The sequence below is a fragment of the Rhizobium sp. UFLA01-1127 genome, assembly GCF_059803845.1.
Genome location: NZ_JAUQTZ010000008.1, coordinates 41,276 through 63,485 on the forward strand (window position 1 = coordinate 41,276; position 22,210 = coordinate 63,485).

The 22,210-nt window shown below is 55.8% G+C and carries 18 protein-coding genes and 2 pseudogenes; 5 read left to right on the forward strand and 15 right to left on the reverse strand.

The features are described 5' to 3' along the window. Positions 1-948: 948 nt before the first annotated feature. The 8 genes and pseudogenes from Q4Q11_RS03565 to Q4Q11_RS03600 all read right to left on the reverse strand — a co-directional run bounded on the left by Q4Q11_RS03565 (position 949) and on the right by Q4Q11_RS03600 (position 5,891). On the reverse strand, positions 949-1,551 hold the full coding sequence (locus tag Q4Q11_RS03565) for a serine hydrolase (RefSeq protein WP_498568669.1): 603 nt from the start codon (positions 1,549-1,551) through the stop codon (positions 949-951). 74 nt (positions 1,552-1,625) lie between these two features. Continuing rightward, positions 1,626-1,751 (reverse strand): annotated as a pseudogene (locus Q4Q11_RS03570) (serine hydrolase domain-containing protein); the annotation flags it as partial. A 121-nt stretch (positions 1,752-1,872) separates the two neighbouring features. Continuing rightward, positions 1,873-2,393 (reverse strand): annotated as a pseudogene (locus Q4Q11_RS03575) (tyrosine-type recombinase/integrase); the annotation flags it as partial. Between the two features lie 194 nt (positions 2,394-2,587). Beyond that, positions 2,588-3,703 (reverse strand): Fic family protein, encoded by a 1,116-nt coding sequence (locus tag Q4Q11_RS03580; RefSeq protein ID WP_498568670.1) that lies wholly within the window; start codon positions 3,701-3,703, stop codon positions 2,588-2,590. Between the two features lie 108 nt (positions 3,704-3,811). Continuing rightward, positions 3,812-4,969 carry a site-specific integrase gene (locus Q4Q11_RS03585; RefSeq protein ID WP_498568671.1) on the reverse strand — a complete coding sequence of 386 codons (1,158 nt, stop codon included), beginning with the start codon at positions 4,967-4,969 and terminating at the stop codon, positions 3,812-3,814. Further along, entirely contained in the window at positions 4,966-5,214 is a 249-nt protein-coding gene (locus Q4Q11_RS03590; protein ID WP_498568672.1) for a type II toxin-antitoxin system Phd/YefM family antitoxin, read from the reverse strand. The genes Q4Q11_RS03585 and Q4Q11_RS03590 overlap by 4 nt, the downstream gene beginning before the upstream one ends. A 12-nt stretch (positions 5,215-5,226) precedes the next feature. Beyond that, the gene (locus Q4Q11_RS03595) at positions 5,227-5,604 is read right to left on the reverse strand and encodes a type II toxin-antitoxin system VapC family toxin (RefSeq protein WP_498568673.1); all 378 of its coding nucleotides are present in this window, start codon (positions 5,602-5,604) and stop codon (positions 5,227-5,229) included. Then, on the reverse strand, positions 5,601-5,891 hold the full coding sequence (locus tag Q4Q11_RS03600) for a type II toxin-antitoxin system Phd/YefM family antitoxin (RefSeq protein WP_498568674.1): 291 nt from the start codon (positions 5,889-5,891) through the stop codon (positions 5,601-5,603). The genes Q4Q11_RS03595 and Q4Q11_RS03600 overlap by 4 nt, the downstream gene beginning before the upstream one ends. A gap of 182 nt (positions 5,892-6,073) precedes the next feature. On the opposite strand from Q4Q11_RS03600, the gene Q4Q11_RS03605 reads away from it, so the two are divergent. The 4 genes from Q4Q11_RS03605 (at position 6,074) to Q4Q11_RS03620 (ending at position 10,187) form a co-directional block, all read left to right on the forward strand. Then, positions 6,074-7,222 (forward strand): RHE_PE00001 family protein, encoded by a 1,149-nt coding sequence (locus tag Q4Q11_RS03605; protein ID WP_498568675.1) that lies wholly within the window; start codon positions 6,074-6,076, stop codon positions 7,220-7,222. Positions 7,223-7,387: 165 nt separating this feature from the next. After that, positions 7,388-7,894, forward strand: coding sequence for a hypothetical protein (locus tag Q4Q11_RS03610; protein WP_498568676.1), 507 nt, complete (start codon positions 7,388-7,390; stop codon positions 7,892-7,894). Further along, complete coding sequence (locus tag Q4Q11_RS03615; protein ID WP_498568677.1) at positions 7,894-9,150, forward strand: DGQHR domain-containing protein; 1,257 nt, start codon at positions 7,894-7,896, stop codon at positions 9,148-9,150. Before Q4Q11_RS03610 ends, Q4Q11_RS03615 begins: the two co-directional genes overlap by 1 nt. Continuing rightward, a complete protein-coding gene (locus Q4Q11_RS03620; protein WP_498568678.1) occupies positions 9,147-10,187 on the forward strand; it encodes a class I SAM-dependent methyltransferase in 1,041 nt (346 codons plus the stop codon). Before Q4Q11_RS03615 ends, Q4Q11_RS03620 begins: the two co-directional genes overlap by 4 nt. Before the next feature lie 17 nt (positions 10,188-10,204). Here the strand turns inward: Q4Q11_RS03620 and Q4Q11_RS03625 are convergent, their stop codons facing one another. The 6 genes from Q4Q11_RS03625 to Q4Q11_RS03650 are packed head-to-tail and all read right to left on the reverse strand — an operon-like array spanning position 10,205 to position 15,611. Then, positions 10,205-10,444, reverse strand: coding sequence for a sulfurtransferase TusA family protein (locus Q4Q11_RS03625; protein ID WP_498568679.1), 240 nt, complete (start codon positions 10,442-10,444; stop codon positions 10,205-10,207). Beyond that, the gene (locus Q4Q11_RS03630) at positions 10,441-11,967 is read right to left on the reverse strand and encodes a DNA translocase FtsK (protein ID WP_498568680.1); all 1,527 of its coding nucleotides are present in this window, start codon (positions 11,965-11,967) and stop codon (positions 10,441-10,443) included. Before Q4Q11_RS03630 ends, Q4Q11_RS03625 begins: the two co-directional genes overlap by 4 nt. Then, the gene (gene dndD, locus Q4Q11_RS03635; RefSeq protein WP_498568681.1) at positions 11,964-14,033 is read right to left on the reverse strand and encodes a DNA sulfur modification protein DndD; all 2,070 of its coding nucleotides are present in this window, start codon (positions 14,031-14,033) and stop codon (positions 11,964-11,966) included. Before dndD ends, Q4Q11_RS03630 begins: the two co-directional genes overlap by 4 nt. A gap of 18 nt (positions 14,034-14,051) precedes the next feature. Next, entirely contained in the window at positions 14,052-14,267 is a 216-nt protein-coding gene (locus Q4Q11_RS03640; protein ID WP_498568682.1) for a DNA modification system-associated small protein, read from the reverse strand. Beyond that, positions 14,260-15,399: a DNA phosphorothioation system sulfurtransferase DndC gene (gene dndC, locus Q4Q11_RS03645; protein ID WP_498568683.1), complete on the reverse strand. Its 1,140-nt coding sequence runs from the start codon at positions 15,397-15,399 to the stop codon at positions 14,260-14,262. The genes Q4Q11_RS03640 and dndC overlap by 8 nt, the downstream gene beginning before the upstream one ends. Then, positions 15,399-15,611, reverse strand: coding sequence for a ribbon-helix-helix protein, CopG family (locus Q4Q11_RS03650; protein WP_498568684.1), 213 nt, complete (start codon positions 15,609-15,611; stop codon positions 15,399-15,401). The genes dndC and Q4Q11_RS03650 overlap by 1 nt, the downstream gene beginning before the upstream one ends. Before the next feature lie 17 nt (positions 15,612-15,628). On the opposite strand from Q4Q11_RS03650, the gene Q4Q11_RS03655 reads away from it, so the two are divergent. Beyond that, on the forward strand, positions 15,629-16,666 hold the full coding sequence (locus Q4Q11_RS03655) for an HNH endonuclease (RefSeq protein WP_498568685.1): 1,038 nt from the start codon (positions 15,629-15,631) through the stop codon (positions 16,664-16,666). Positions 16,667-16,923: 257 nt separating this feature from the next. Here the strand turns inward: Q4Q11_RS03655 and Q4Q11_RS03660 are convergent, their stop codons facing one another. Beyond that, entirely contained in the window at positions 16,924-22,209 is a 5,286-nt protein-coding gene (locus Q4Q11_RS03660) for a hypothetical protein (RefSeq protein WP_498568686.1), read from the reverse strand. Between the last annotated feature and the right edge of the window lies 1 nt (position 22,210).

The window sequence follows — 22,210 nt, forward strand, 5'->3', positions numbered from 1 at the left end:
TGCTCTGTGACCTTGCTATTGCCGAGCCCGCGCCAGTGGAGAGATCGGTCGGCCGGTGCGAGGCGGACCATGTCACCAAGCTTGGACGCATAGTTCATCCAGCCCGAATTGCCATTGTCGGCCACGCGTTCGGCAATTCATTTGCCGCGTTGCCGCCACCTGTTGGGCCGGCGCCTGAGAACCGCGAGTTCAGTGGAGGATGATTCATATTGTTGATAAATCCGGCGCCACTGAAAGCGCCGGGCTGCTTGTCACACCGATTACCTTCTTATGCAGGGGCAGCCACACGCATGTGCAACTTTATTGGATGGAGCTTACCCAAGGCGCTGCCGCGTCCATTGGCTATGGAGCCACAAACCCGTCTTCAGCAGAAGACTGAACACAGAAACTGTGACACTCTCAATGATTCTCTTGTGGTCAGCTGACCACGAGCATAATCCATTGAAACTAATTGTTTTTCGAGGCCGGCAAGTATCTTGACCGACGCGAGGACTTTGGCGCGAGGGTCAGACGGTAGTGGTTCAATGCGACGGACGTCATTGTTGTGGTCAGCTGACCACAACTCTAAGCCTTTGAAAGTGAAGCTTTTTATCGAATCATGAATTTCGCGCTTAGTTGCGTGAATAGCAAGTTGAGTTGAGTGCGCCCGTATCGCTCATGCTTGGAGCCACTATGAGCATGCTGTTCGAGCTGTTCCAGTTCGAGGTATGGAAGAGCTGCTGCACCTTTCGAGCAGCGCCCAATATTGGAAGCCACCAGCCAATGGCTCTATAGTTTCTCCGCAATAGCGAACCCTCGTTTTGGCGGCTATAATCACGCTATGTAAATCGCCTTGGCGATATCTCGCGCATACAATCCCAGGCAGCCTTCGACGGCGGTATTGGACATGATAGCGGCCGAAATGCCCTTTAGGGGATCGATGAACCAACTGTGGCCATAGACTCCGCTTCAGGTGACCGATCCTTTTGACATCGGAGACTCTGCGAGAACCGGATCCTGAATCACCGCGCCCAAAAAGGAGAATCGCTCTCCTGGTTCAGCTGGGCGCGGGATATTACCGATCTCGTTGAGAAGCGCCGCTCTCGCAGTGTACGTCTTCAAGATGGGAGCCTCGCCCCGGCGGATGGTTTCAAGAAAGGCGATCAGATCCGGCGCTGTCCCCACCATACCCGCGCCACCGGATTGGAAAGCCTTTGGGTTGAAGAGCCGTGTGGGCGCAAAGGTCAGCAAGTTGCCATCACTGTCCGGGACTAGATGCTGATCATTCATCCGGACGGCGGTTGGATTGCCATCAGCATAAGGCGTTGCAAGTCGCTCTTGGTCACTGACCGAGAAACCAGTGTCGCTCATCTCAAGCGGTTCGAGCACGTGCTGATGCACCGCTTCATCCAGGCTACACCCTTCGATCCGGACGATAACTGCTCCAAGGACGTCGATGGCGATCGAGTAAGACCAGAGCGTGCCCGGTGCGGCCATGAGCGGGAAGGTTGATAGTCGGCTGAAGTTCTCCTGGAAATCGAGGTCTGTATCGGAAAGACCAGCGTTGAACATTCGCCCCGGTGGCGTGGTTTGCTGACGGAAGCGAGACGAAATATGGTCCCGGTTTCGACGGGTTTCCCTATTTCGCGATCGGCATAACCCGCGGCGCGGCTATAGACGGTCTCTCCGTCCTCGACGACGATCACGACAGTGCCGACGATCTTGCCTGTCTCGATCGCCTTCTCGATAATCGCGTCGATCCGAGCCTTCATCACAGCAATCCTCCCGTGGCCTGCAAAGCAGGCACAGGACTACATATTCCGCTTATGTCCGCAAGGCGACGCAGTGCCGTGAGATGTCGTGTAGAACCGTAAGTGATCGTGATACTGTCGCTCACATAATCAATCGAGCCGCCCGTCCGTTCTTTCGCTCGGCATTGTTGTAGTAGCTCGCCGCCTGCGTCACTGACTTATGTAGGGATTGCTGCATCGCCTCCTGCAAGGAAACGCCGCGGTTGGCGGCTTCCGTCAGATAGCCGGACCGCAGCCCATGCGCCGAAAACACTTCCGGATCCAACCCAGCCAGCTTGCACCGGCTCTTCAAAATCAGATTGACCGACTGCGGCGTCAGCGCTCGCCGGTCGATGTTTCCCCACTGGTCGATCCGCCGGAAGAGCGGTCCGCTCTCGATCCTTGATTCTTCAATCCAGCGCTTCAGCGCGACAACCGGCCGGCCAATCAGAACGGTATGCGCCTGATCTTCAGCCGTCGTCGTCTTGGTTCGGCCGAGATGAATGGTGAGACACGGCAGGAGAGGGGAGGCGGGATTTTTCGGATCGGCATGCACCGGCTCCTCGTCTCCTCGACCCGCAAACCGGCAACTTCGGATCGCCAGCGGCCGCCGGAGGCAAAGCACGCTGTACGGCAAGTTTCTAGATCGAGGCACGAAGATCGCATCCTGGCGATAAGACGCACGCTGATCGCCTCTTACGGCGGAAACGACGAAAAGCTGACTGTCGTGAGGAAGGCAGGCCATGCAGCCCCAATCGCGCGGCCTGACGTGAAATCAAGCTGATGTCGGCGCACGAGACGCGGGCGAATACACTTTTCTATTTTTTGGCTTCGGGCATATTTAATGCGTATCGCGTGTGGCGCCGCTCGCCGCTCCGGGTCATTGCTCCCTTTTCCACCAAATCCTGAAGGTCGCGTGTTGCAGTGGCGCGGGAGGTTCCGGTGATCGAGATGTAGTTTTCGGCGCTTAGACCTCCTTTGAAGCCTTCGATCCCTTCTCGAAACATACGGGAGACGACCTTGTCCTGGCGTTCATTGAACTGACCGCGGAATCGGTCGTAGAATTTTCCTTTGCGGATATAAAACGCGATGCGGGCAAGGGTGGTTTGCTGCGCGTCCAATATGGTCTGGGAGAAATAGACGAGCCATCCAGTTACGTTGAGCGTGCGCTGATTTTTTTCTAATTCGCCGTAATACGCCTTGCGGCTCTTTTCGATTGTGTATGCAAGTGAGGTCAGGCTCGGTTGCCCGATACTTTGCGCAAGCGACTTTTCCGCCAGCGCTCGGCCGATCCTGCCATTTCCATCTTCGAAGGGATGGATACTTTCGAAATAGAGGTGACCGATTGCGGCCCGCGTCAGAGCGGGAAGGGGAGTGGTGCCTTCTGGTGAGGATCTATCGAACCATGCCAGATACGCATCCATCTCGACCGGTACTTGTCTGGAGGGTGGCGCCTCGAAGTGAACTATTGGTTTGTCGAAACGTCCGGACACGATTTGCATTGCATCGTCGTGCGTCCGATAGCCGCCAATCGTAGCAATGTGACGGTTTCCAGCCATCAGCATGGAGTGCCAGCGAAAGAGGGTCTCGTGAACGAGCGGCTTGGACCAGGTCTCGAAGACGTCGATCATCATCTCGGCAATCCCACGTTCCTGGGGCCGGATTGCTCGGTTGTCGGCGTCAAGGCCGAACTGCCGGCGCAAGGACGACTGCACGCTCAGCCGATCGAGCATCTCACCTTCGATCTCGGAGGTCTTGACGGCCTCGTCGCTTAATAGTTCAATGCGCAGCGACTGGCTATCTTCGGCATCAAAGTGCCGCACCGCGCCTATGATCTCTCCCGAGGACCTGAGAAATTGCCGCTCGAGCGGCTCGAGTGCTTCGAGGTCATAGTTAAAGTGCGGCCAACCGCTCTGCGTCCAATTCCAGTGCATGAGTTATAGCCATCGTTTCTATAACTCAAATTTACATAGTTTGTGAGGCATAGCAACGGAGTCTATCGCTCATCGTATGTCGGTCAACGCAAGGATTGGCAGTTTGGGCTACACTATCAGACGCGCCGCCCGCCCGTTCTTTCGTTCGGCATTGTTGTAATAGCTTGCGGCCTGGGCCACCGATTTATGTAGCGACTGCTGCATGGCTTCCTGCAAGGATACGCCGCGATTGGCCGCCTCGGTCAGATAGCCGGATCGCAGCCCATGCGCCGAAAACATCTCTGCGTCCAACCCCGCCAGCGTGCACCGGCTTTTCAGGATCAGATTGACCGACTGCGGCGTCAGCGCCCGCCGGTCGATATTGCCCCACTGGTCGATCCGCCGGAAGAGCGGTCCGCTCTCGATCCTCGCTTCTTCAATCCACCGCTTCAACGCGACAACCGGCCGGCCAATCAGAACAGCATGCGCCTGATCTTCAGCCGTCGTTGTCTTGGTTCGGCCGAGATGAACGGCGAGACACGGCAGGAGAGGGGAAGCGGCGTCTCTTGGATCGGCATGCACCGGCTCTTCATAGACCAGATCCTCGACCCGCAGGTCGGCGACTTCCGAGCGCCGCCGGCCCCCCGAGGCAAAGGCGGTGAGCAACAGGGCGCGATCGCGAAGGTCAACCAGGCGCTCGCCGGCACAGGTGGCCAGCAGCTTAGCCAGCACATCGCCAGTGACGGCTCGTTTGCTCTTGCGGCGGCGTTGCCGCGGCGCGGCGCGCACGGCCAGACGCAAAGCTGATTTCAGAGAAGGGGCGGAGAAAGCCCCCGTCAGACCACGCCAGCGGGTGAGGATCGACCAGGAGGTCAGGCGCCGGCGCACCGTATCCGGCGCATGCGGGCCGTCGGCGCGCAGCAGACCTCTGGCGCGCAATCCGATCTCGACCTCATCAGGCATGCCGTGGGAAGAATCCTCGGCACGCTCGACCGGATCCCAGAGATGATGGGCCACGAATTTGAGGAGCAGGCTTTCTGGCGCCGGCCAGGGGAGGGGGTTGCCGGTGGCAAGCTCGCACCAGGCCTCGAGATAGCCGAGATCGGAGGCAAGCGCCCGCAGCGTATTGGCGCCCATACCCTGCTTGGCGAGATGCTTGAGAGTGGCAACATCCTCGTCGGTCAGTAGCGTCGCCAACTGATCGCGGCGGGCAAAGGGCAGGATGGCGTCGAGCGCATCGAGCTCCTCGGCGCGCCTTTCAACCGAAGTTGATGATGCGCCGCTCATTTCGGCAGTCCGTTTTCGTCATAGAGATCGTCGTGGTTCGAAGTCTGATCACCGTTTGCCGGGCGACCCGCGGCTGCCAGCGCCAGGAAATCATCCATCGTGCTTTGATCGAGCTTCGGGATCGCGCTCAGAATAGCGATAGGCTGCCCGGTACGGCAGATGACGATCTCATCATTGCGCCGGGCGAGATCCAACAGCTCTTCGAATCGTTCGGCCGCTTCGGGAATATCCGCAAAAATCTTCATCGCTATTGCCCCTCACCAGACCCGTTCGTGCAGCACCGTGTCGAAAGCCACGTCCAGCGACAAGAAGGTGCAGTGCTCCAGCCGTGTCTGGGCGGCAAGAATGCGATCCCAGGGATCGCGGTGATCCCAGTCGAAGCTTGCCGCAAGCTCGGCGTGCAGATCGCTGATGGCGAGCGTTTGCAAACCGCTGGCGGTGACCGCGGCGCGCAATTCCTGCGGCTTCAGGTCGAGCTTTTTGAGGCGCATCTTATTGTCGAGCTCGTAGAAGGATATGGCGCTGACCAGGATAGTATTCTCCTTGTCCTCGATCAGTGCCCGGGCCGTGCCGGACAGCCGGTCGCTGCCGATCGTCCACCAGTAGACGGCGTGGCTGTCGAGCAGCACCTTCATGGCTTGGGCTCGCGCTCGGCTGGTCCGCCCTGCCAGATGCCGACATCGTCGTTGAAGTCGCCGGCGTCGATCGCCGCCTGCTCAGTGTCGATATCGTCGAACAGGTTGTCGGGCAGGCCACGCTGGCGCAGCAGGCCGAACGGGCGTTTGCCACCGCCGGCCGGGCCGATACGCGCGTAGACTTCATTGCCGCGCATGATAACAATTTCCTCACCCTGGTTGGCTCGTTCGAGCACCTCGGCGAAATTCTTGCGCGCTTCGCTGATCTTGTAGCTGGTCTGGGGCATTGTGCGCTCCCGATATAGTGTCTTTTGACGCTATTGTAGCAGCGCGAATGCGCGGGTACAAGGCGCTTGTACGGATCACTATCGATACCTGAATACTATCGATAGCTACAACACCAACTCACCGCCATGCTATGTGAGGAACTATAACATTTATGTAGAGTTCGTTTAGCAAATCGTTTACCATGATTTCAATGGCTTACGATCTCGCGAAAATCAGCATGGATACCTTGATGCGGCCGGCTTTCGACGCCGGTGTCGCCTTCACCCGTCTCGATGAGCGCATCGCCTGCTCGTCCGTCGGCGTAGGCTTCCTCGAACGCATGCATTTCGCCGACGCCTGTGCCTCGTTGTGGATCGACGGCGAACTCGTCCATCTCGAGGACCTCGTCCTCCACGACGCCACAAAGGATATTCGCACACCCACCCACGAACTGACAATCGCCCGCGACGTGTTGCGCACCCGCCGTCGTATTGCCGCCCAACCCGCCGGCTGGGCGCTGTCGGCCGACGGTTTGCGAACGCTGCGGCAAACCTCGGACATCACCTCGGTCGGCGCGGGCGAGATGCAGACGGCCGACGTCATTCGGCGAGCGGTCGCCATCGATGCGGAAGGGGAGGGGGATGATTTTGATGACGCGGAAAATCTGCCCGGTGTCGACTATGCCGCCATCGACGCCGTGCTGGCCCGATCAGAGGCGGCAATCGAGATCGCCACACGGCCCGGCCGTGTTGGCGGCAGCCGTGCATCGGAAAAAGATCCGATGATCTATGATCTCGACTGGGATGAGGATGCCCGACTCGATGAATGGCGCGGCGTGCTGCGCGAAGCCGAACGCCTGCCGGCGGTGCTGCAGGCGGTCGTTGCTCTCGATGCCTGGAACGAACTGTCCGTGCTTCAGCATGCCCCTTGGCTCGGCCGGCTGTGGTCCGCTGCGATCTTGCGCCAAGCCGCCATCACCACCGGCGCCCATCTCGCCGCCATCAGCCTTGGCCTGAAAACCATTCCCGTCGATCGGCGCCGGCATCGCGATCGCGAGATCCGGCTGCTCGCCATCGCTCATGGAGTTTTGGCGGCCGCCGAGATTGGAATGAAGGAGCACGACCGGTTGGCGCTCGCGAAAACCATGTTCGAGCGGAAGCTGGATGGGCGCCGTGCGTCGTCCAAACTGCCGGAGCTGGTCGAGCTGGTGATGGCGAAGCCGTTGGTGTCGGCGGGGATGGTGGCGAAAACCCTTGATGTGACGCCGCAGGCGGCGCGGCGAATCGTTTTGGAGCTCGGCTTGCGCGAGATGACGGGGAGGGGGAGGTTTCGGGCGTGGGGTGTTATTTAATTCACCTGGCTTTTGCACCCGCTCGAACCGCTATCTACGCCGAGAACACTGCTTGTCTGATAGCGCAGGTACGTCGCCCCGAGTTCCGCATTCTAAGAAACAACCGTTAATTGCTTTTTCAGCATCGATGGGTAAGCTTTGAACTGATTTTTGAGCAGATCAGACATGGCAACAAAGATTTTCGATATAGTCAACGTAACTAAGCGCTATAAAGCCGAGAAGTACGAGTTTTTTCTCAGCATGAAAAGCTGGAGAAAATTTCGGACGCGCTACAACCTAACTTGGTCGAAAGAGCGCTTTATCGAGGGAGGACACGCGGTCATTCCAGACGAGAGGGGAATTTATTTCTTTACGATTGAGCTTTCTCCATCGAAATTACCTTCGCACGGCTACATTTTGTACATTGGGGAAGCGGGACAGGACTCCGAAAATACTCTCCGGAAGCGATATGTGCAGTATGTCCGAGAGTGGAAAGGCGGCCACGGTAGGCCTGCAGTGAAATTCATGATCGATAACTGGATGGGTGACCTGTTCTTTAATTTCGCTCCACTTCCAGATACGAAGGTTGATTTGAAGCAGCTAGAAACCTCTCTTCTCAACGCGCTCATCCCTCCGATTAATAAGCGTGATTTCGATGCCGAAATCATGGCACCAAGGGCGGCGGCATTCTAATGGCTAATGATCGTCTCGTTCTGCCGGCGCTACGTGGCAGCTTTGGCAGCTGGATCTTTTACTCCTGCCTGGTTCCCATTACGGAGGTAGGGAAGCGCGTTAAGTTTGCAGAAGAAATCCACACCGATAAGGCGTTGTCCCGCCTGATACAGCGAAGCCTCGAAGGGCCGAGGGCGCGTCAGATTGCGCAGTATCTGTCGAGCAATGACGAGCGGTTTTTCAACTCTCTCGTTCTTGCGACCTATGGGGGAAGTCCAGAGTGGTTGGAAGTCGGTAACTTCCATTCAGAGAAAAGTCAGGACCTCGTTAGGCACATTTCTGAACAGGCATTGAACACCTTGGGCTTCTTAAGCTTGAGCGGAAAAGAGAAACTGTTTGCGATTGACGGTCAACACAGGCTGGCGGGTATCAAAGAAGCCCTAAGTGAGGGAATGGCGCTGGGTGACGATTTGCTTCCGGTCATTCTTGTTGGGCATAAACGCACAGCTGCAGGGATGCAGCGTACTCGCCGTCTCTTTACCACGCTCAACAAGACTGCAGTGCCAGTTAAAAAGCGCGACATCATCGCGCTTGATGAAGACGACGTCATGGCAATCATCGTGCGGCAACTTGTCGAGAACGAAGAGAAATTCAAAGACCCGAAAATAGCTGTTATTACCAGCCAAAATATTCCGGTCGGGAACCGAGTGTGTCTCACCACGATATCGAGCTTGTACGATATTCTCAAGCTTCTCTTCGTGTACGCATCGCAAGTGAAATCGGATAGAAAACTTCGATTTAATCGACCGTCTGACGCGAGATTGGCCAGCTACAAATCGATAGCGCTGGAATACTTCAACGCTCTCGCAGCTGCCTTCCCTGCGGTAAAGGAAATTTTCGAGGCTGCTGATCCTGGGAAGGTTACCGAGGGTTATCGTGGACCTCACGGCGGACATATTTTATTCAGAACAATCGGTCTCGACATGTTCACTAGGATCGCTATTGAACTTGCCGCTACGCGCAAGATAGCGCTTGAGGACGCGGTTGAGCTGATGAAAGCTCTTCCAACCAATTTGGAGGAAGCGCCTTATCGCAATGTAGTTTGGAGCGTTGCGGCCCACACTATGCGGGTTTCGAACAAAACGGTCGCCCGTGACATTCTGCGCTACATGCTTAACCTGAATGTCGATGAGGATGAGCTGCTTGCCCGGTATCGGGTCGCTATGAATGTGGAAGCTGACGACGTGTCGATCTCTTTGCCGGAGAAAGTCGTTTGAGCGTTACAGGTGAAGATAGCAACAGTCTGCGCGACTCGATTCGCTTGGCCTCGTATGCTCAAAATTCAGAGAATTTTAGATCTCTCAATCAGCTGATGTGGCAGATCCCACTCATTGGAATGACGCTTACCGGTGGGCTGTGGTTTGGAGTGTCGAAGACCGAAGCTTCTCCACTGTTTCAGGTCTGTTTGCTTGGATTGGCCACCGTTGGAAACGCCGGCCTATTAGCTGTGCTTCAGCGACTTCGATATGTAATGCAGCAGTATCTATTGTGGCTCAAGAACTTCGATCCGCCCAGCCACGTTGAGGTGCCGGGCGAAGGCTTTTTCACACGGCCGTATATCGTTAGAAGGGCGTTTCAGATAGTCTTGGGGCTTGCATCAATGGCGAGCTTCGTTCTCATGGGTACGACTATGTTAAATGCGGGATGGTTCGGTGAATCGAAGAGCTCCAGAGCGATCGCCTTCTATGAGCGCCAAGCTAAAGATCTGGCTGAAAACTATGAACTCATTCCTTTCGAGCAGGCTCATCCCCTATTGTTCAACGAGCTGGGTGGAAAGCCGCCAAAGTCGATCCTGGATGTGGGGGCAGGGACCGGCCGTGATGTCGATTGGATGGCGGCGAATGGCCACAGCGTCGTCGCCGTTGAGCCGGCGAGCTCCTTTCGAGCTTTAGCTTCTCACTTACATCCAAACACGTCCGCGCAGTGGATTGATGATAAACTGCCGAAGCTGGAGAAGCTGGCAGCGCAGCGCTTTGATTGGATCGTCCTTAGCGCAGTCTGGATGCACATCCATCCAATGGAAAGGCCCGAGGCGCTGACACGCCTGAAGGCTCTTTTGGCCCCGGCCGGCAAGATATACGTTACGCTTCGCTTGGGACCGCCTGATTCCGCCCGTGAGATCTATCCAGTCAGCGTCGAAGAGCTCCGCGACATCGGCAGACCGCTTGGTCTGAAACTGCAGGAGTTCGGCGAGCGAGAAGATCTTCTGGGTAGACAGGAAGTTAAATGGCGAACGGTGGTTTTGTCGCAGTAGTAAGCTGAGCAGTTGGCTCAGCTCAAGCGGATCAGGTACCAGCGAACATCGCCTGCGATACCTTTTTCCAGCAACTGATGGCCGTCAGAGTTGACCATATGTGGTATATCGATGTCCGCAAGTGGATCGGTGCACTCCACGCGAATGAACGTCCCGGATGGTAATTTGCGAACCGCCTTGCGAGTTCGGGTGACTGGAATAGGGCAGTTAAGCCCTTTCATGTCCAGCAGATAGACTGTCTCGTTTTCTGAAATCACTTGCGCACCAAAGTTTCAACATCATCTAGAGATAGCAGGTAACCGTGTGCCCGGGTGGCATCAGTGCCAGACAATTTGACGATCATATCCCCACGACCAAGCAAATCTTCGGCTCCGGGCTCGTCGAGAATGATCTGAGATTCGGAACTTTTCTGGACTGTGAGGGCGATCCTCGCGGTGACATTGCTCCGAAGTTGGCCCCGGAAGGTCTGAGCGTCCGGTCGCTGTGTCGCCAGAATCAGATGGATGCCTGCTGCGCGGGCCAATGTTGCCAGCCGAACGAGTCGTGCCTCTGCATCCCGGTCTTGGGATACAAGGTCCGCAAGCTCGTCTACGCACGCCACGATAAACGGGTCGCTCATTCCCTTTTTAGCCGCTTCAGCAAGGCTGTTAACGCCGAGTTCTCTCATGCGACGATAGCGATCGTCCATCTCGATCGTGAGGTCCTCGAGCATCGTACCGCACTCAGCGATGCCGATGGCCATTTTGTCGCGCCAGAGAAAACGCGAATTGGCGTAAACGCCGAATTCAACTTGCTTGGGGTCCATCAAGGCTAGGCGCAAAGTCGCGGGAGAATGCTTCGTAATCAACGACACCAGAAGGGAATGCACGCAGACACTTTTGCCTTGACCCGTCGCACCACCCACCAACAAATGGGGTGCGCTGGTCAGGTCGAACTCAATCGGCTTCCCAATAACGTCTACGCCAGGACTGACAATGAGGTTCTTACCGTCTGTCGGCACTGAACTCAGAGCTTCGAGCAATGCCTGCTTGCCTTCGATTCGCCAAGTGGCGCGCGGGCGAGGGATATCAATCAAGACCGTGCGAGCTTCGTCGCCTGCGCTCCATGTTGGCATCTGCTGTTGAAGGTTCATGGAGAGCGCAAGTCTCTCCAACCCGCGCTTCAGTTTGTCCAACTGGTTGACGTCCCGCAACGTCACTTTGTACTGCGTTAGACGTGGACCATGGACGACGCCTTTGACCTCACCGTTCACACCGATTTCGGACAGGCTGCGAACAAGTTGTGCAGACTGGTCGTCAGCTGGAGTCGCTTCGGACGCGATCTGCGTTGTGGTCGACGTCCGCATTGAACGGTCCGGCAGATCAGCTCGTCGTTTCACAAGAGTGCCAACGAAGTCATCAAAATCCTCGTTGCTGTTTTTCCAATCCTCGTAAAGAAGGCCAGCGCCACGGTGCCAGTGGTGTCTCAGCTGGCTCCGGAACGTGTCCATGCCCTCAGAGGTGGCGGTCCCGAACGTCTTAGCATGGGTCAATACCAGCCCAACCCAGATAGCCACGTCATCCTGCGTGAATAGCGATGAGGCCGGGATTTCCAGCCCTTTGGCATCGACAACCTCATCGGCTAAGGCTCCCAAGGAGAGCGATCTTCCAATTGCCAATCTTGCGACGGCAGCTTTGGTGGATAGTCCAAGGACCTCCATGAGGTTCTTAGTAAGACTATCTGCGTGTGCCGAGGTTCGAAAGCGTGCCGCCATAATCTGCTGAAGACTGACGCTGCTCATGCTACGTCCTCCAGAAAGTATCGATCCTCGTAAGCGGTCGTTCTGCCAATGCCGTCACCAACGTCAGCATGGTCTAAGAGATAAGTCTTGGAGACGTTGTCGCGAATGCGCTCAAAGAAACCGCCGTCGATTTCTTCGTCTTGGCTCAAAAGGATCACCTGGCGGTTCTTTTCGCCGGTCCAGTACTTCAGAATGTTTTGACGATGTCTGCTGTCCAAACGGCCAAGCGGCGTGTCCACGACGAGAGGAGCCTTTACCCCAGACACGCGTGCCAGCCCGGCAATCAGAGCAGTCGCAAAGATCTGATTTTCACCAGCAGAGCGATCGAATGCCAGTGGCTTACCCGATTTGCCGAGAATGATAGTTGTGCCATCGTCTTTGATCTCGATCTTCGACACCTGGTCTTTGTGTGCTAGCTGCTTGTAGACCGACGTCATGTTAGCTGCGAGTTCTTTCACCTTCAATGGGAAGAGGGCCGGTATGACCGCTTCAATGACCCTCCGGACTCGGTCCGAACGTTCGATGATCGCGCGCGCTGGCGACGACTCGTCGAGCTTCCGGCGCTCGCGCTCGTAATCGGCTCGCTGCGACGAGATCTGTGCATCCAAGGCGACAAGGCGTCGATCATCAGCCCGATGTTCGTCGTCCAGGGATGTCATTTGATCCTGAATGTTCTTCAATTCGGCCGTCAAAGAAGCCAGTGTTCCGTCGCGGTCTATGCCCTCCAAGCGGGTGATCTTTCGTCCGAGGTCGTCAATGCGGTCGGTCAGATCCGTTTCTGCTCGTAGCACATCTTGAATTTCTTGATATCCCAAGGACATGTTTCCGAGTGTCGACAGCACACGTTCTCGGTCTGCGGACGAAAGATAGTCATGATCGATGACATCCGCGCAGTCGTTTGGCGGAGGATAGAACAAGCTCGCCCAAGCAGCATTCATTCGACTGCGGACGGCCTCAAGCTGCTCGTCAGTTAACGGGGGGTCGATTGCAGGATGCGTCTGGCTTTCGTATGCCGATTTGAATTCCAGTTGTCGAGGTTCCAACGCACGCTTCTCGGCCTCCCACTGAAACCAGCGTTGCTCTCTTTGGAGCTGTGTTTCATAGGCGGCGATCAGCTCTTTAGAGACCAGATGAAATGGCAGGCGAACTGCCAGAAAGTCCTCAAGCTTTCGATGCGTGTCTCGCAACTGCGCGCGGACCTGCTCTCGTTGTTCGATAAGGTCCTTATAGGTCGCGGTGTCTCCGCCACCGCCGCCGGCTGCTGTAACCCTCTCCAGCAGGGATTGAAACTCACCGTCAAGCCGTCCCCTGCGATGCGTGGCTTCATCAAGCTTCTTTTTGAGTTCTGAGGCGGTTCGTTCGTTTTCGGAGAGCTGATTGAAAAGAAGGGTGAGCCTGTCTTCGTCGACATTCGCAACGGTTTCGCGCTTCGAGCGCTCAAATTGCTTCAACCGATCCGCGAGGTTGCGGAGCAAGACGACACCGAGGAGACCTTCGAGACCCTGCTTTACCTGCTCTACCCGACCTTGATCGGCGAGCTTCTTGACCTCTTCGCCATCAAAAAAGAAGAAAGGTGCCACGTGTGCGGGAACGAAGAATTCGTCCAGCGCCTCGGAGAGATGGAAGGAGTTTCTACCATCAGAGCGCGGGAGCTGCGGCACGCCCCGGAGGATTTCGCGATAGGTCGCCTCTTCGTCAGTCCAGCTGCCGTTGGAACGGAAATACCATTTTCGCGCGATTTCCACGGCCTTGCTTTTAGTTCGGTGAATGACAACCTTGACCATCATCGTGTCTCTGCCAGCCCTGAGGGCCTCACCGTTAAAGGCTTTCTCAAGAAAGGTGGGATAACCTCTGGTCTCGTCCGTCTTTAGTCCAGCGCGGGCAAGGTGGGACATTGCGTCTTTGCCGTACAGGCAAAGGTAAAGAGCCTCCAGTATGGAAGTTTTCCCGTAACCGTTCATACCGCCGATCAGTACGACATTGCGGCCGTCTGACGGTTCAGGAAACTCAAACTCCTGGCGTTGATATGATTTGAAGCAAACGAGCTCGATCTTAGAAATCCACATGTGCTTGTTGCCCGCCCCTCAATCCATTCGCCCAAGGATTTCTTCGATCCGTTGATATATGCCAGCGGCGCGCTCCTGATGCTGCCGAGCGCGCTGAAGACCGACTAGCTCGGCTAGAACGTCCACTGGCACATTGTTGGCGGACGCAATCTCGGTCAAAACGCGGCTTGCCTCGTCGTCGGCCCATAACGGCAGATCGTTCACCTGTGCTTCTTCGTTGAAAATGTCAGACATCGGCCAAGCCCCCCTGAGCCTGCAACTCTTCGGCCCAATGTCCGTAAATTAGCTTGAACTCCTCTTCCCTGATGAGCTGGTCGCCAAACTTTTCTTGGACATCGAGAAGTCTAGTCAGGATTTCGCGACGCGCCTGAATAGTGAAAGGTCCGGGTATGTGCTTTCCGTTCATATCAAAGGAAAGCTTTCCGTTTCGCCTAACAATCTGACGCATCTCCGGATTGTTCCGAATCGAGCGAAGCCAATCTCGGAAATCGATGAGGGGCTGAAAGTGATGCTTTCCAGCGTCCACAAAACCTTGAAGGCTCTTGTCCTTCTCAACGACCGTGCAGGTCCAGCAGCCGAATCTACTATTCGAGGTTCCGCATCCCGGTGCTTCGTCAGCACTTAAAACTACCGGACACTCACCGCCCTCTGAGTCGCGATATAGCTTAATCAGCGAAGAATGGTCGCCACCCCAAGGAGCATGTTTCGTCCCGAGGATTTCCCAGACATCCTCCAGTCCCAAATCGACGATCGGTCGGTAAATCAATGCTCCAGGAAGTCGCTCGTGCGGAGATAGATTGCCTCCACGCCCATTTTGCCACTTGTCGATCGACCGCTGGCGAGACTGGCTTTCGTCGCGACGGACACCTAGAATCACTATTGCCGCGCCGGACTCGGAGACTTTGTCCTTGATATAACCGCTGGTCGGCTGGATCTTTAGACGGTCGGTGCACCACCGCATGGTCATATTCGGGCTCGGGTACCCCTTGCCGATCAACAGAACCCAAAAGGTCTTATCCGGATCAGGCTGTGTCCGAGCTACCGTGATGGGCAGATCCAAGCTCTCAGCTGCTTCAGATATTCGAGCGCTAACTTGGTCAAGGTGGCTAATCACGAGAGGCGACTCCACCATCGTGTCATTAGATACGATGTGGATGGGGCGCGTGCGTTTCGAGGGCGAGATGTCTAGCAATGCTTCAAAGACGGCGTGGGTAACCACCGTGCTGTCTTTGCCACCCGAAAAACCGATAATCCAAGGGTAGTTCTGTTGTTCGGAGAGGTACTCCCTTTTCACATTCTCGACGATTGTCGACCAGGTTTCTTCGATTGAAACGTCGTCGTCGAGCTGTAGCGGAATAAATGCCATTATCTGTATTCTTTCGGTACGCGCCTTGAAAGCGGAAGTTCGGACTGCGCGTCATCGTCATGCCGTGCAACAAATTCGGAGACCGCGCGGCGCACGATCCATGCAGTTGACAGATTCATGTCGGCCGCTAGCCGAGAAATGGCAGCATGGTCCCTTTCGTCCAAGCTGACGCTCAGTCGTACCGGATGCTTTTGCCCTTTCGGCCTAGCCATGTTTGCTCCCGTGCAAATTGCAGCATCAAATTGCACCACAAAACCGCAAAAAACAAGTTGCTAGCGTGATTTCCAAGTATATTTTCTCCATCTACAGCGGCGGCAGTTCAACTGAATCGTCTGATTTTAGAGAGATTTTAATGGCGAAACCTGAATCACCCAATCGACGCCGCATAGAAGATGCCCTCGCCGAGTTTGATGCTATCGGACAGGCAGCCTTTCTTTTGAAGTACGAAAAGGGGCATGCGCCCGATCGTTGGTTGCTCAGGGTTCGCGGTCGGTTCTACCCGATGAAAGCTGTTTGGGTCGCTTCGCACCAACCGCCAGCGGATCCAAGTGACGTTGACTATCGAAATGGAATTCGCGACCTCCGAGACCTTGGGTACGTCGATATAGTCGCAATGGAAGAGAAGGATCACCGTCCGCCACTTGCAACGCCTACTCGCGATAGCGTGCTAGCTGCAATGCAAGAATTTCGTTCGAGCGGCACTGAGGCATTTCTTCGTCGATACACAGAAGGCCATGCGCCGAAGAGCAGGTATTTGCGTTACGAAGGGGTGGCCTACCCTTTGAAGGCCTTATTCGCAGCTTCAAACGTACCGCCGATCAGGCATCGGCACTTTGGGTACAAGCATGCAGAGGCCGAAATGAAAGCACTCGGCTTTGATGTCGTTATTCTGCGTACTCCACCAAAACTGGTCGATCCGAAGAAAACCGATGATGATGTCTCTGAAGGGTTAAGGATCGTGAGGGAGCTGAACGTCATCAAGCGCAACCGGGCGATCGTCGAGAGAGTCAAAGCTTCGAAGATGCCGCTGGTATGTGAAGCTTGCGGCTTTGATTTTGAAAAACGTTACGGGGCACATGGCCGAGGTTTCATTGAAGCCCATCATGTAGAGCCCCTTTTCAAGAGACAAGGCGTCGATGAGCCAACGACTGCAGCGGATTTCGCGATGCTGTGCGCGAATTGTCACCGTATGGTTCACTATGGCGGTGGCTGCCTGACCCTTGATGCGCTTAAAAGCCTAATTCAGGCTCACGCCGAGCAGGGGTAATATCTCGTTAGAGCGAAACGCTTCACCACGCTACGGTCGTACTGCGACTCGCAGATTGAGGTCTCGCGTCTAACCATCTTTCGCCAGTCTATCCGAGCAGCTCTTACGCGTTCAGATGTCATGCGCCTTCTGCCTTAATGAACATTCGCAGACCGGCCCTTTCTCGCGCGCCGATAACCAAGCCCAGGCTTGGAAAATCGAAATGATAGCGGTCGCGCCAGCACCAATCCGGATGTTCGTTCGTCAAAACAGAGATCCTAAGTTGCAAGAAATGGCACTCTAGCGAGAAAGCGGGGACCTGATTCTCGAGTTTCGGTCCTCCGAAGCAAATCCGCAATATCAATCGGCTCTGACGGGTATCGAGCCGGGAGACGGACCTCCACCTCTTCGATGGTAACGACGAACTGGCCCTTTTCGAGAGCGGTGAGCGCTTCGTTGCTGATTCGGGCCGTTAGCTTCCATTCGGGAAGACCATCTTTGATTCTAGCGTCGTCAGTCGGCCAGGATTCAGAGACAGCAAGCTCAAGCTGGCGGCGTCCGAGTTCTTCGCTGTCCGATTCGTGAAAGACGGTCATTCTCATCAGTGGTTGTTGTAAGCGCTGCCAAGTTTCCTTGAACTCCGGACCATCCTTGGGATCATCGAGCAGCGCTTTGACGTCGTTAGGGAAGGGTTTGATTCCGTTGCTTGCTTGACCCTTCACGCGCGCGCTAACCTCAAGCTGCTGGTCTGATCTGGTGCTACTGACTGTCAGTTGCCGATGAGGTGGGAGTTGGGTCCAGACGCGAACCGGCGTTGACACGGCAAGATCGGGATTTATGACTTTGGCTTGATATCGAACGAGCCCAAGGCGGATGAATGGATCCGATGCGCGAGACGCCCTTATGTCCACATCCACGAACCATTCTTCGGCTTCAATATCAAAATAGGGTTCGAACGTCAGGAGTGAGACATCCAGAAAGCCGGCGGCAGCCCCCTTTGGATCATCTGCCGGGATGGGCATCTTGACAGTGGGGATATAGATCGGGTCGTGCGGACATGACGCCGCGTCCTCCCCACCAGCGAGATACGTGAACGCATCAGGAGGCATGAACCAACCGTGTTGTGGCGATATATCCTCGCGAATAGGATCGCCTCCCCATCGCGAGATGTATTGGCCGCCTTCACCCAGATCCGCATCCTGAAAACCAGCAAGTATCATCGATCGTTTGCCTGGGATGGAGATGATGTCGTTTTCGATATCGGATCGCGATATCTCCCTGATAAAAGGAGGCCATAGTACGATGCCGATGCGCTCGCCTTCACCCGACGAAAACATGCCACGCTCAAAACGAAGCCGAATAGCACATTGTCGCTCCACATGTTGCTCTACGCCTTTGCCCTCCTGCACGGCAAAGCGCTTGAACTTGAAGACCAAGGTCGGCGGCTTCGCGTTCGGTGGTGCAGGTGATCGCGTCGCGAGCGACCAAACCCTGGTCGGATAGGACCACGTCCTCGCCTGATCTTGGCGTTGCAACGCTTGGCGTCGCTGGAGAACATGCTCATTCTTGTCGTCAGAAAACATTGGCGCCGTCTCGAAGTCCCGCGCGAAACGGGAAATCGACACGATTTCGAAGCTCAGCTCCCGGGCCTTGGTGTCGGATATCTGATGAGGACGCGTCACGCTGATGGCGCGTGTATGAAGGCTCACTTGCTCGGGATCGCCCAATTCTGGATGACCCTTTGTCGCGATCGCATATTCGATTTTATCACCCGAGAGGGCGGCCGCATGCAGCGAACGCAAGTCTAACCTCGCCAGATGGCCTTCTCCCGGCTCGATGAAAATGGGAGTTGCATCGGTGTTTCGACCAGCGGATCGCACGGGAAGGCTTTCAATCCGTAGAAGCGTCACTTTCTGGGATGTCAGATGAGTCCTTCCATCCGGGTCGACATCAAACCCGAAAATCGTTCGCTTTCGGACGAAATCACTTTTAGAGATAGCTTTGGGTGTCTGCGGCCAACGGCCGGAACGCCTTGCCAACACGCCGCGTCCTCGCGACGGATCGTCCAGCGCCTCTCCGTTCGGGGCGACGGCGGTCGCCACAATTTCGATGGTGTCGATCTGATCAAGATCGACGAGAATCTCGCCGGAAAGCAAAAGATTTGCCGATCCTGGTTCGTCAGATATTGCTTCGGTCAGCGACATGGCCCTTGCGGCAATAAAGAGCCCTGCCTTTTCCGGTCGAATGACCTGGACGTCTTTTAAAGTCGCGGGATTGAGCGGCGCATTGATGGCGTGAGCTGCTCGCAACGTCGTGACACCCGCGATCTCCGTGAGTTGCCAATCCTTCTTCACGGCTTGGAGGAGCTTATCAGCGATTTCTATTACCGTCTCTTGATCGGGAACCGGGTAACCCCCCAGTCCAACATAGAGCGACCCGCCAGTTCTTTTAATCGATTCTTCGAACGGAACCGTCGCACCAGAGGCGCAAGCCGCGCGAAGGGCTTGCCGGAGTTTGATGTCGCTGCCAGCGAGATGATGCTGAACTGCAATGTTTTCCGGCAGCGCGAACCATTGGGCAAAGCGGAATTTACTGGGCAAGCACGACACTTCGACGTCGAACTGTTCACCCGGTGCAAGTTGCAAATCGACACGGTTGACCCTTACGCCCGATCCGAATCGACCGCTTTCGTTTATTCGCCAGATCCCTGGCACTACTTTCAGGACGTCGGCGCACTCTTTAGCGGGTTGATCTCGCGACTTATGCCTGGAAATCGTCATCACCAGGGGCAGTGCATTTGGGTATTCTATTCCTTGAGGATATAGATCGACGACGACGCTGCCATCGAGATAGAGGTCAGCGCCGACAATCCGCAATCTCAGGACCATCTCAAGAGCGGCAGGGTCAGGATAATATGTCTTTCCGCTGGAGCGGTGCGCGGGGGTCTTGAGCGGTCGAAAATAGGGTCCGCCGAGAGCATCGTTTTTCCCAGCCGATGGGGCACTTGAGGAGCGAGCCTCGCGCCGATAGATCAGACGATCGGCGTTGAATCCGGTATTCCTCAAGATCGTGGCGTTCGGAAACAGTCGCTTGTCCGCATCGAACTCGACGTCGAGAAGGCCTCCGGCCAAGACGTCTTTTGCTCGTTTTGGGTCATCGAAAACGCGATGAAGAGAGCAAAACTCCATCCCGGCGATTGGGGCAACAAAGATGCGCATCGTTTCGCTTGGCGTGGCGCGGCTATTAACTTCGACATAGGGCAGCCCTGTTTCATCCGCCGTTTTCAACGGTGCTGATTTTGCACCCGTCAGCACAGCCGTGCGCACGGTGGCAACGCCGGGAGCCTCAAAGCCCATCGGGCCGTTTTTGGTTTCCACTTGGTGGTTCGGCAACAACATGATCGGCGCGTCGATGCTTTCGTGACGCAGATAGCGGCGCAGCCTGATGCGAGCGATGTCACTGGAACCTGTTGCTGCAGCCGGTGGCAACAGCCATTGAAAGCTCTGGGCGGCATGGAGCTCAACTGCTTCAGCGAGGGTCGGTCCCGCGCCCCCGACAAAGACCGATCGCTGCGAGAACGCCTGGCCGACACCGAACCGCTGAGGTATCATGCGCAAATCCGGCGCAATCGCGCCCGTCGGCAGCCCATATTTCCGCTGAAATGGTAGAATTGCCTTTGGCGGAGTATTGTTGTCTGGCCGACAGGCTGGGACGGCTAATGAGAACCCTCCCCACGATACGAACGCCTCCTCGACAAGGGCCTCGACATTTCGCGAGTTTCTATCATCAGTCGTTGGATCGCCAATAATTGGTAGCGAACGCGAGACCAACTGGAACGAGGCTTCGTCTATAAACGTCTTTCCATCGCCATGTGTGGGTCTTGGATAGAGCGAAGTTGCTGCCGCTAACCATTTCTCCACAGCCGAAGTGATCCCGCGGAAACTGACGAGGCGCGTCATCAGACCCCGCCACTTCAAGCCGGTCAGCTCGCCACCTTCGTAAACCCCCACGGCCACATCAAGATGGCGTCCAACTGTGAGTTCCTCGGCGTGCAAACACACTGGAGAATTTTCGATCTGGAACTGTGCAACGGCCAAATCGCGGGCGGCACGAGCGGCACGATTGGTATCGAGCAATGTCCAGCCAAGGGAACGGTGCTTGCCTCCCTTATCAATTGCGTCCGGCGCGTTGGAGACCATCCCGCGGATATCGAGAGAGGTTAGGTCATAGCCTACACCCAGGTGAAAAACCCCGTGCTTCTGTTCTAGCGGGGGGAGACCATTTGGGTTCTCGAAACGCGGCGCCGGCCAGAAGTAAGCGCGGTCGTTGCGGCCGAGATCAAAACGCGCTGCCGTCCAAACGTCCGGAGCTTTGTCATTTTGTCCTACTGCCAACCATAATTTGCCGGTCGCAAAGTTTGAGGCGTCGACCGTCCATTCAAGATCGAAAGCAAACCCAAATAGCCTGGCGAGAACTGGATCGCCCTGGATGCTGTAGTAGACTGAAAGTAGCGTGGAGGTCGGATCGGAACTGTCCTCATCGACATATTTGACGTCTGGATCACTCTTGAGTTTGCTTACGTAGGTATCGTAACTCTTCGACCATTGAGGCCAGCTCCCATACAAATGTCCGGCGCGTGGCTGATAGATGATCGGCCCACCCGTCACGAAGGCGGCAGGCGCTATAGGGATGGGCGCAGCCGGCATTGTTCTCAATGATTTGCCGCTATTTAAAACATTGAGAATGTCATCGAAGATGCGCTTGTTTTCCGAGCGCTCGTAATTTGTCGAGGAAATCGCATCTCTGAATTTCTTTGCACAGGCGCCCGCCTTCACTTCAACAGGTGGGCGCGTGATTGCGTCTTGCGCAAATGCTGATTTTGATCCGATCGACTCGGTGCGTTGTGCGCTGTCTCCTGGGATCTTCACGTAATCACCCGGCAGGTAGGGGCCGATCGAAAGCTTGCTGACGACGCGCTGCGCCCGGGCACTTTCTGTTTCCACCGCATATTGGGTTTGTTTATTTGAAACGACATCGCGAACGATAAGCTTGTCAGCTGCATTGTGGGGCTCCGCTAGGATCGCTCCATATTCGTTGATGTCGGGATGAGGATCGTCTGAGTTTCCGAGTTTGCCAATATATCGACCTTCGAGTTTTGCTCCGATTTTGCCACCAGATGCACTCGTCGCCACATGCTGAATGAGCGTCGTCCAGGTATCGCTCGAACCTTTGAAATCGATCGTCTGCCGCCAAAGCTTCGAGACATCGTTGATGCCGACCATGCCGTCTTTGAACGCGGGAAAGGTCGGGTTAATCCTGGCTGCTTCCAAATTCTGCGAGCCGCCTTGCGAGCAGTAAAGTCGAACTGCGCCAGCGCCATTCAAGAGATGAACGACGTCTGCGGGCCAGTTCGTAAGATCGATTGCGCTCGTGGCATCCACCATCTTTGGTGAAACCACCAGAACGGCCTTGAATTTGATCTTGGTTCCGCCGTCCTGCATGATCGCGCCATTAGCGATCAGCCGAAGGTTCAGTGACACTTTCGGACCGTTGGCTTTTGTCATC